The sequence below is a fragment of the Mycobacterium colombiense genome, assembly GCF_003284975.1.
GTDB lineage: Bacteria > Actinomycetota > Actinomycetes > Mycobacteriales > Mycobacteriaceae > Mycobacterium > Mycobacterium europaeum_A.
Map to the genome: position 1 here is coordinate 19180 of NZ_QMEU01000056.1, position 9905 is coordinate 29084.

At 66.6% G+C, this 9905-nt stretch carries 8 protein-coding genes and 1 tRNA gene; 8 read left to right on the forward strand and 1 reads right to left on the reverse strand.

What is annotated here, in order from left to right:
- Nucleotides 1-40 precede the first annotated feature (40 nt).
- Both DQP58_RS17330 and DQP58_RS17335 read left to right on the forward strand, forming a co-directional pair.
- On the forward strand, nt 41-499 hold the full coding sequence (locus tag DQP58_RS17330; RefSeq protein ID WP_112709515.1) for a DinB family protein: 459 nt from the start codon (nt 41-43) through the stop codon (nt 497-499).
- Between the two features lie 309 nt (nt 500-808).
- Nucleotides 809-1702, forward strand: a complete 894-nt coding sequence (locus DQP58_RS17335) for an alpha/beta fold hydrolase (protein WP_240629905.1) — start codon at nt 809-811, stop codon at nt 1700-1702.
- 362 nt (nt 1703-2064) lie between these two features.
- Here the strand turns inward: DQP58_RS17335 and DQP58_RS17340 are convergent.
- A tRNA-Leu gene (locus tag DQP58_RS17340) sits at nt 2065-2147 on the reverse strand.
- 252 nt (nt 2148-2399) lie between these two features.
- Between DQP58_RS17340 and DQP58_RS17345 the strand changes: the two genes are divergently transcribed.
- The 6 genes from DQP58_RS17345 to DQP58_RS17370 all read left to right on the forward strand — a co-directional run.
- Entirely contained in the window at nt 2400-4058 is a 1659-nt protein-coding gene (locus DQP58_RS17345; RefSeq protein ID WP_112709516.1) for a DUF3662 and FHA domain-containing protein, read from the forward strand.
- 124 nt (nt 4059-4182) lie between these two features.
- Entirely contained in the window at nt 4183-4650 is a 468-nt protein-coding gene (locus tag DQP58_RS17350) for an FHA domain-containing protein FhaB/FipA (protein ID WP_007771646.1), read from the forward strand.
- Nucleotides 4647-6155, forward strand: coding sequence for a protein phosphatase 2C domain-containing protein (locus DQP58_RS17355; RefSeq protein WP_112709517.1), 1509 nt, complete (start codon nt 4647-4649; stop codon nt 6153-6155). Before DQP58_RS17350 ends, DQP58_RS17355 begins: the two co-directional genes overlap by 4 nt.
- Nucleotides 6152-7561, forward strand: coding sequence for an FtsW/RodA/SpoVE family cell cycle protein (locus DQP58_RS17360; RefSeq protein WP_112709518.1), 1410 nt, complete (start codon nt 6152-6154; stop codon nt 7559-7561). Before DQP58_RS17355 ends, DQP58_RS17360 begins: the two co-directional genes overlap by 4 nt.
- Entirely contained in the window at nt 7558-9036 is a 1479-nt protein-coding gene (gene pbpA, locus DQP58_RS17365; RefSeq protein WP_112709519.1) for a D,D-transpeptidase PbpA, read from the forward strand. Before DQP58_RS17360 ends, pbpA begins: the two co-directional genes overlap by 4 nt.
- Nucleotides 9033-9905: serine/threonine-protein kinase (locus DQP58_RS17370; RefSeq protein ID WP_133259391.1), on the forward strand; the 873-nt coding region annotated here is incomplete at its 3' end. The genes pbpA and DQP58_RS17370, both read left to right, overlap by 4 nt.

Genomic DNA, 9905 nt, shown 5'->3' on the forward strand with positions numbered 1-9905 from the left:
CGTGACAGACCCTTGTGCCGACTGTGGATTCGTCTATGACATGCGCCGCGCCGCAGCCGCCGCCGGCGACATCCGCGCCGAGACAGCCGAAGTTGTTGCGCTTCTGTGTAATGACGCGGTCCACGTGTGTCGGCGTCCTCGGCCCGGCGTCTGGTCTCCGCTCGAGTACGCGTGTCATCTGCGAGATGTGCTGCTCGTGCAGCGCGAACGGGTGCTTGCAGCCCGACGCGTTAACGGCGCCGATTGCGCGCCGATGGGTCGCGAGGAGCGCGCGGAGCACGAGGGCTACAACGAGCAAGACCCCACCGCCGTCGCTCGCCAACTCACTGACGCCGCAGCGCTATTCGCCAATGTGCTGACTCGGTTGTCCGCCGCGGACTGGGATCGCACAGTTGTCTATCACTATCCCGCGACTAGTGAGCAATCATTGCGCTGGGTCGCCGTCCACACCGCGCACGAACTGCAACACCACCTCCTCGACATCCGGCGACAACTCTGAGTCGGCGGGCAGCGCGGATTGCGTGGCGGCGAAGTCGCGGCCGGTGGTGCTGACACGCGCCTACCCGAGAGTGCCGTCACGTCAACACTTCTCACTAACTGTCGCCGCCCGGTATCCGAGACCCGCTGTGTAGAAAAGAACCGACACACCGCGGCCTGGCCCGTTGTGGCAAGACGCAGGCCTCTCCCACTGTCTGGTTGCTTCAGAAAACGAGACGGGTAAGGCTAGGTTGAAAACTTGATTGAGTGAACGCGAAGGTAGCTAACCTTGCTTCGGCGGTCGCGTTCGCCCACCAGAGAGGTTCCCGTCTTGGGCATAGCTGGCGGTGGTTTCAGGAACGCGCACGCACGGCAGCGGTATTTGGCAGCCTATGACGAGATGCGCGCACTCAGTCCGCAGCCGGATCTCGTGCACGACGTTCCAACCGAGTTCGGAACGGTTCGGGTGTATCAGCACGGGCGGCCTGGGGGAGTGCCGGTCGTGCTGATACACGGCTTCTTCCTGACCTCGGCCATGTGGTGGCAGCAGGTCGCCGATCTAACACGCGGTTTCACTGTGTACGCGATGGACGTGCTCGGCCAGCCTGGGGCAAGCGTTCAATCGAAGACGATGCCGACGGCCGCAGACTGCGCACGCAACGTCGACGCGGTGCTTGAAGGGCTGGGGTTACGCGATGTGCACCTGGTCGGGCACTCGTATGGCGGTTGGCTTGCAACCAACACGGCGGCGCGGGCGCCCCGCCGGTTGGCCACAGTGACGCTGGTTGATCCGGCCAGTACGGTGACTCGACTCTCGGGCAGATTCTGGCGAAGCCTCGGGCTCTTGTTGTCGCGACCGCATTCCGGGCGGGCGCGACACGCCGCGTCGTGGGTCATGGGTCACCCCGCGCTGGGTAGTTTTGTGGATTCGCTTGCGGGGCTGTTTGTGGCTGGCTTTGCCGCTTTTGTGCCGCCTATGCGTACGGCACCACTGCTCCTTCCCGGTGACCGTCTCCTGCGTTCAATAGAAGTTCCGGCCCAGGTTCTCTTGGCCGGGGCGAGTATTCACGACGCCGGTAAGGCGATTCAGCGGATCGAGTCGGTAGTGCCCACGTGGCGTCATCACCTGTGGCAAAACGCTTCACATGCTCTGCCGGCAGAAGTTCCGGACGAGGTGAATGCCTGCATCCGTGAGTTTGTGATCGAACACCATAGCGATGCTTAGTCTGCGAAGCCTTCGGGTGAGAAGTTCACGACGGCGAAGCGCAACTCGTCGCCGGGGTGCTGCGAACCATCCGAGGCGCCACGGCGGTGCCGCGACCACGTCGCTGCCCGGATACACGGGAAGGCCGCCGGCCGTCGATGAGCCCAGGAGCGATCCGCGGCGCCAAGTAGGTGTCATCTGCATCTGCACGGCCCGGACCGGCTTGACCGACACGTCGTCGCAATATGCCGTTCGCCTGTGAACGAGAAACTCGACCATCAAGTCCCGCCATCGGTGCCGCCGCGGTTCGAGCAGAACCCCGAGACAAACACGAAAGTCACGACCTCTTGCGAGGCCGTGACTTTTCGTTGAACCGATCAGTGTGGGCGAAGGGGGACTTGAACCCCCACGTCCCGAAGGACACTGGCACCTGAAGCCAGCGCGTCTGCCATTCCGCCACTCGCCCGGAAAAACAACCGATGGACCATATCACTCTAATGGCCCGATCCCCGAACCGCTGCAGTGGGCCCGCACAACGTCCCGCGCGCGCACCCGTCCGCCGGGAATGCGCTGAGCTGGGCCGATGCAGTTCTCACAATTTCGAAAGTGCCGCGGCGGCACGATGTCCCGATACCATTCGAGAGTGAGCCAGCACCGGGGTGATTCGTTTGCCGTCCACCGGTAATACCTCCTGGCAAGTGCACGCGAACGGTAGGACATGAGTAGCCAACGTGGGCTGGTTGCGCGGATCGAGCGCAAGCTCGAGGCGACGGTGGACAATGCCTTCGCCCGGGTATTCGGTGGATCGATCGTTCCGCAAGAGGTCGAAGCCCTGTTATGCCGCGAAGCGCGTGATGGGGTGCAGAAGCTTCACGGAAATCGCCTTTTGGCCCCAAACGAATACATCATTACCCTCGGTATGCACGACTTCGAGAAGGTGAGCGCCGATCCGGATCTCACGTCGAGCGCTTTCGCGAGGTACTTGGCTGACTACATCCACGAACAGGGGTGGCAAACGTATGGTGAGGTGGTCGTCCGGTTCGAGCAGTCGACGAACCTGCACACCGGCCAGTACCGCGCCCGTGGTGCTGTCAACCCTGATGTTCAGCCCCGCCCGACGGTCGACGACCCCGTCCGGCCACAATCAAATAATGCGTTCGGCGAAGAACGAGGAGTAGCAGCAATGACTGACAATTCTGGCTACCGCGGGGCTCAGGGGCCGGGGCGGCCCGGCGACGAGTACTACGACGACCGCTACGGGCGTCCCCAGGACGAGGCGCGCGGTGGCCCGGACCAGCAGGGCGCACCCGACCAGCGGGGTGGATATCCGCCCGAGCAGGGGGGCGGCTATCCACCTCAGCAGGGCTACCCGCCGCCCCGGCATCCCGAGCAGGGCGGCTACCCGGACCAGGGCGGCTACCCCGATCAGGGGCATGGTGGCTACCCGCCTCAGCAGGGTTACCCAGACCAGCGCGGCTACCCCGACCACCAGGGTCAAGGCGGCTACCCGCCTCAGCAGGGTTACCCAGACCAGCGCGGCTACCCCGACCAGGGACAGGGCGGTTACCCGCAGTCCTACGAGCAGCGTCCGCCCGCCCCCGGCGGCTACGGCGGCCAGGGCTACGACCAGGGGTATCGCCAGGGCGGTGGCTACGGCCCGCCCGGCGGTCCGCAGGGCGGCGGTCAGCAGGGCTACGGCGGATACGGCGATTACGGTCGCGGTCCGGCCCGCCAGGACGAGGGCGGCTACGCTCCGCCGGAACAGCGCCCGGCCTACCCCGAGCAGGGCGGTGGCTACGACCAGGGCTACCAGCAGGGCGGGGGATACGGCCGCCAGGACTACGGCTCAAGCGAGTACACCCAGTACTCCGAGCCCGTGCAGGGCGGCACGTACGGCGGTCAGGGCGGCGGCTACCCCGAGGCGGCCAGCCCCGAGTACGAGTACGGCCAACAGGCGGAGTACGGGCAGCCGGCGGAATACGGCCAGCAGGCCGACTATGGGCAGCAGGCCGACTACGGCCAGCCCGCCGACTACGGCCAAGCCGCGGGCGGTTACGGCGGCTACGGCCAGGGTGGCTACGGCGCCGGCGGGACCACGATCACCCTGCAGCTCGACGACGGCAGCGGTCGCACCTATCAGCTTCGCGAGGGCTCCAACATCGTGGGGCGCGGCCAGGACGCTCAGTTCCGGTTGCCCGACACGGGCGTGTCACGCCGTCACCTCGAGATCCGCTGGGACGGACAGGTTGCGTTGCTCTCGGATCTGAATTCGACCAACGGCACCACGGTGAACAACGCACCGATCCAAGAGTGGCAGCTCGCCGACGGCGACGTGATCCGCTTGGGCCATTCGGAGATCATCGTCCGGATCCACTAAGCCACTGGGCTTAACGCTGCCGTGCTTCGCCCCGTGTCGACCGCCGTCCAAGTATCGTGACGTAGCCGATGTGCTCGGAGTCACGGGCACCAGGGATGCGACGCTAGGACGGAAAGGACGCCAGATGCAGGGACTGGTACTGCAGCTGACGCGCGCCGGATTTTTGATGCTGCTGTGGGTTTTCATCTGGTCCGTGCTGCGGATCCTTCGGACAGACATCTACGCGCCCACCGGTGCTGTCATGGTGCGACGGGGATTGGCGCTGCGCAGCACGCTGCTGCCTTCTCGTCAGCGCCGGCATGCGGCCCGTTATCTGGTGGTCACCGAAGGGGCGCTGGCGGGCGGACGCATCACGCTGAGCGGGCAGCCGGTACTGATCGGACGGGCCGACGACTCCACCCTGGTGCTCACCGACGACTACGCCTCGACGCGGCACGCCCGGCTGTCTCAGCGCGGCTCGGAGTGGTACGTCGAAGATCTAGGATCGACCAACGGTACTTACCTTGACAGGGCGAAGGTGACGACTGCGGTACGAGTTCCAATCGGAACGCCGATTCGGATCGGCAAAACGGCGATCGAGTTGCGCCCGTGACGCTGGTTCTGCGATACGCCGCGCGCAGTGATCGCGGCCTGGTACGCGCCAACAACGAAGACTCGGTCTATGCCGGCGCGCGACTGCTCGCGCTGGCCGACGGCATGGGTGGTCACGCCGCCGGGGAGGTGGCATCCCAGCTGGTCATCGCCGCGCTGGCCCACCTCGACGACGACGAGCCGGGCGGCGACCTGCTGGCCAAGCTCGACAATGCGGTCCGCTCCGGCAACGCGGCCATCGCCGCGCAGGTCGAAGCCGAACCCGAGCTGGAGGGCATGGGCACCACCCTCACCGCGATCCTGTTCGCCGGCGACCGCATCGGGTTGGTGCACATCGGCGACTCGCGTGGCTACCTGCTGCGCGACGGTGAACTCACCCAGATCACCAAGGACGATACGTTCGTCCAGACCTTGGTCGACGAAGGCCGGATCACCCGGGAAGAGGCCCACAGCCACCCGCAGCGGTCGTTGATCATGCGGGCGCTGACCGGTCACGAGGTGGAGCCGACATTGACCATGCGCGAGGCGCGCGCCGGCGACCGCTATCTGTTGTGCTCCGACGGGTTGTCGGATCCGGTGAGCGACGAGACCATCCTCGAAGCGCTGCAGATCCCCGACGTTGCCGAGGCCGCGTACCGCCTCATCGAGTTGGCGCTGCGCGGCGGCGGCCCGGACAACGTGACCGTGGTGGTCGCCGACGTGGTCGACTACGACTACGGGCAGACCCAGCCGATCCTCGCCGGGGCGGTGTCGGGCGACGAGGATCAGATGACCCTGCCCAACACCTCCGCCGGACGCGCCTCGGCGATCCGGCCGCGCGACGAGTCCGCCAAACGCGTTGCGCCGCAACCGGAAACACCGAATCGGCCGCGCTGGTCGCGCCGGAAGATGTTCCTGGCGGTCGCCCTGGCGGTGCTGCTGGTGTTTGCCGGCCTCACCGTCGGATGGTGGGTCATCCAGCGCAACTACTACGTCGCGGAATACAGCGGCAAAATCTCCATCGTCCGCGGGATCCAGGGCACCCTGTTGGGCGTCCCGTTGCAGCAGCCCTACCTGGTGGGCTGCCTCAACACCCGCAACGAGCTGTCCCTGGTCAGCTACGGCCAATCCGGTGGGCACTCCAATTGCCAGCTGATGACGCTGCAAGACCTGCGCCGCCCGGGACAGGTGCAGGTGCAAACCGGGCTGCCGGGCGGCAGCCTGGACCAGGCCGAATCGCAGCTGCGGCAACTGCTGGCGGAATACCTGCTGCCGATCTGTCCGCCACCGCGCGCCACGTCGCCGCCCGGAGCACCGGCCCCCCGCAGCGGAACACCAGAATCCGGCACCACCGCATCACCAGCACCGCCGACCTCCAACTCTTCGAGCGCCAGCCCCCCACCGGGCACGAGCGCCAACGGCCCCGCGAACTCTGCACCGGCAGGTCCGACGACCACGTCGCAGACAGTCACCGCGCTTCCCGGGCCGCCACTTCAACCGGGCATCGATTGCCGGACGGTGGCATGACGACACAGCTTCAGCCGCCGGTCGCGGTCACCCCCCCGTTGCCCACCCGGCGCAATGCCGAGTTGCTGCTGCTGGGCTGCGCCGCATTGATCACCGTCGCCGCGCTGCTGATAGTCGAAGCCAACCAAGAGCGCGACCTGCACTGGACCGCCATCAGCTACGGGCTGGTGTTTCTTGTCGTCTTCGGGTCCGCACACATGGCCGTCAGGCGCTTCGCGCCCTACACCGACCCGCTGCTGTTGCCAATTGTGGCGTTACTCAACGGCCTTGGCCTGGTGATGATTCACCGGCTCGATCTGGTCACCAATCAGCTCAGCGGCCGGCACCACCCCAGCGCGACTCAGCAGATGCTGTGGACCCTGATCGGCGTGGTGACCTTCTCCCTAGTGGTCACGTTCTTGAAGGACCATCGCCAACTGGCGCGCTACGGCTACATCTGCGGACTGGTCGGCCTGATCTTTTTGGTGATCCCGGCCCTGTTGCCGGCATCGCTGTCCGAACAGAACGGCGCCAAAATCTGGATTCGCTTGCCCGGCTTCTCAATTCAGCCCGCCGAGTTCTCCAAAATTCTGCTGCTCATCTTCTTCTCCGCGGTGCTGATCGCCAAGCGCGGCCTGTTCACCAGCGTCGGTAAGCATTTCATGGGTTTGACGCTGCCCCGCCCCCGCGACCTCGCGCCCCTGCTGGCGGCGTGGGTGATCTCCGTCGGCGTGATGGCCTTTGAAAAAGACCTCGGCACTTCGCTATTGCTGTACACGTCGTTTCTGGTGGTGGTGTACCTGGCCACCCAACGCTTCAGTTGGGTGGGCATCGGCATGGTGCTGTTCGTCGCGGGAAGCGTTGTCGCGTATTACATTTTCGCCCACGTTCGGGTGCGGGTGCAGATGTGGTGGGACCCGTTCTCCGACCCCGACGGCAGCGGCTACCAGATCGTCCAGTCGCTCTTCAGCTTCGCCACCGGCGGCATCTTCGGCACCGGCCTCGGTAACGGCCAGCCGGACACCGTGCCCGCCGCCTCGACCGACTTCATCATCGCCGCGTTCGGCGAAGAGCTCGGGCTGGTGGGCCTGGCCAGCATTCTGATGCTCTACACCATCGTCATCGTGCGTGGCCTGCGCACGGCCATCGCGACCCGCGACAGCTTCGGCAAGCTGTTGGCCGCGGGTCTGGCGTCGACGCTGGCGCTTCAGCTGTTCATCGTCGTCGGCGGGGTAACCCAGCTCATTCCGCTGACCGGGTTGACCACCCCGTGGATGTCCTACGGCGGCTCGTCCTTGCTGGCGAACTACGTGCTGCTGGCAATCCTGGTGCGCATCTCGCACAGCGCCCGTCGTCCCTTGCGCACCCGCGCACGCAACGAGCCGTCGATCGCGGCGGCCGGCACCGAGGTGATCGAGAAAGTATGAACGCCTCCCTGCGCCGGATCTCGGTGACCGTGATGGCGTTGATCGTGTTGCTGTTGATCAACGCCACGATGACCCAGGTCTTCGCCGCCGATTCGCTGCGTGCCGACCCGCGCAATCAGCGGGTCCTGCTCGACGAGTATTCGCGGCAGCGCGGCCAGATCGTGGCCGGCGGCCAGCTGTTGGCCTACTCGGCCGCCACCGACAACCGCTACCGCTTCTTGCGCGTCTACCCCAACCCCGCGGTGTATGCGCCGGTCACGGGGTTCTACTCGCTGCGCTATTCCAGCACCGGTCTGGAACGCGCCGAGGATCCGCTGCTGAACGGCTCCGACGAGCGGCTGTTCGGGCGCAGGCTTGCCGACTTCTTCACCGGGCGCGATCCGCGCGGCGCGAACGTCGACACCACGATCAGGCCGCGGGTTCAGCAGACCGCCTGGGACGCGATGCAACAGGGCTGCGGCGGTCCGCCCTGCAAGGGCGCCGTCGTCGCCCTCGAGCCGTCGACCGGCCGGATCTTGGCGATGGTGTCGTCGCCGTCGTACGACCCCAACCTGCTGTCGTCGCACGATCCCGAGGTGCAGGCGCAGGCATGGCAGAAGTTGCGGGACGACCCGGACAATCCGCTGGCCAACCGGGCCATCTCGGAGACCTACCCGCCCGGGTCCACCTTCAAGGTGATCACCACCGCGGCCGCGCTGCAGGCCGGTGCCTCCGACACCGAGCAGCTGACCGCCGCCCGTTCGATTCCGCTGCCCAACAGCACCGCCACTTTGGAGAACTACGGTGGGGAGTCGTGTGGAAACGAGCCGACGGTGTCGCTGCAGCAGGCCTTCGCCCTGTCCTGCAACACCGCCTTTGTCCAGCTCGGGCTCCTCACCGGATCCGACGCGCTGCGCAACATGGCGCACTCGTTCGGGCTGGACAGCACGCCCAGCGTCATCCCGCTGCAGGTCGCGGAGTCGACCATCGGCATCATTCCGGACGCCGCGGCGCTGGGCATGACGAGCATCGGGCAGAAGGATGTCGCTATGACACCGCTGCAAAACGCCGAGATCGCCGCGACCATCGCGAACGATGGGGTGACGATGCAGCCCTACCTGATCGACAGCCTCAAGGGGCCCGACCTGACCACCATCAGCACCACAGCACCGTATGAGCAGCGGCGCGCCGTGTCGCCGCAGGTCGCCGCTAAGCTAACAGAGCTGATGGTCGGCGCCGAGAAGGTCGCACAGCAGAAAGGGGCCATTCCCGGCGTGCAGATCGCATCGAAGACTGGTACCGCAGAGCATGGCAGCGATCCGCGGCACACCCCGCCGCACGCGTGGTACATCGCGTTCGCGCCCGCGCAGACCCCGAAGGTCGCCGTGGCGGTGTTGGTGGAGAATGGCGCCGACCGCCTGTCCGCGACGGGGGGTGCACTCGCCGCGCCGATCGGACGGGCTGTGATCCAGGCTGCGCTACAGGGAGGACCATGAGCCCGCGAGTTGGTGTGACGCTGTCTGGCAGGTACCGCCTTCAGCGCCTGATCGCCACCGGCGGCATGGGTCAGGTGTGGGAGGCGGTGGACAGCCGGCTGGGCCGGCGCGTCGCCGTCAAGGTCCTCAAGCAGGAGTTCTCCCAGGACCCGGAGTTCATCGAGCGGTTCCGCGCCGAAGCCCGCACCACCGCCATGCTCAACCACCCCGGCATCGCCGCCGTCCACGACTACGGCGAGAGCCAGCTCGACGGGGAAGGCCGGACCGCCTACCTGGTGATGGAGCTGGTCAACGGTGAGCCGCTGAACTCGGTGCTCAAGCGCACCGGCCGACTGTCGCTGCGGCACGCGCTGGACATGCTCGAGCAGACTGGTCGGGCCCTACAGGTGGCGCACGCGGCCGGCCTGGTGCACCGCGACGTCAAACCCGGGAACATCCTGATCACCCCCACCGGCCAGGTGAAGATCACCGACTTCGGTATCGCCAAGGCCGTCGACGCTGCACCGGTGACCCAGACGGGGATGGTGATGGGCACCGCCCAGTACATCGCGCCCGAACAGGCCCTGGGTCACGACGCCACCCCGTCCAGCGACGTGTACTCGCTGGGAGTCGTCGGCTACGAGGTTGTTTCGGGCAAGCGGCCGTTCACCGGCGACGGCGCGCTGACGGTGGCGATGAAGCACATCAAGGAACCGCCGCCGCCGCTGCCCGCGGAGCTGCCACCCAACGTGCGCGAACTCATCGAGATCACGCTGGTGAAGAACCCGGCGATGCGCTATCGCAGCGGGGGGCCGTTCGCCGACGCCGTGGCCGCGGTGCGCGCCGGCCGTCGGCCGCCGCGGCCCAGCCAGTCGCCGCCTCCGGGCCGT

Excerpts from the sequence above, each read along its gene's own strand:
- DQP58_RS17360 (WP_112709518.1), top strand. The coding sequence starts at position 6,152 with ATGACGACACAGCTTCAGCCGCCGGTCGCGGTCACCCCCCCGTTGCCC.
- DQP58_RS17345 (WP_112709516.1), top strand. The coding sequence starts at position 2,400 with ATGAGTAGCCAACGTGGGCTGGTTGCGCGGATCGAGCGCAAGCTCGAG.
- DQP58_RS17330 (WP_112709515.1), top strand. The coding sequence starts at position 41 with ATGCGCCGCGCCGCAGCCGCCGCCGGCGACATCCGCGCCGAGACAGCC.
- pbpA (WP_112709519.1), top strand. The coding sequence starts at position 7,558 with ATGAACGCCTCCCTGCGCCGGATCTCGGTGACCGTGATGGCGTTGATC.
- DQP58_RS17350 (WP_007771646.1), top strand. The coding sequence starts at position 4,183 with ATGCAGGGACTGGTACTGCAGCTGACGCGCGCCGGATTTTTGATGCTG.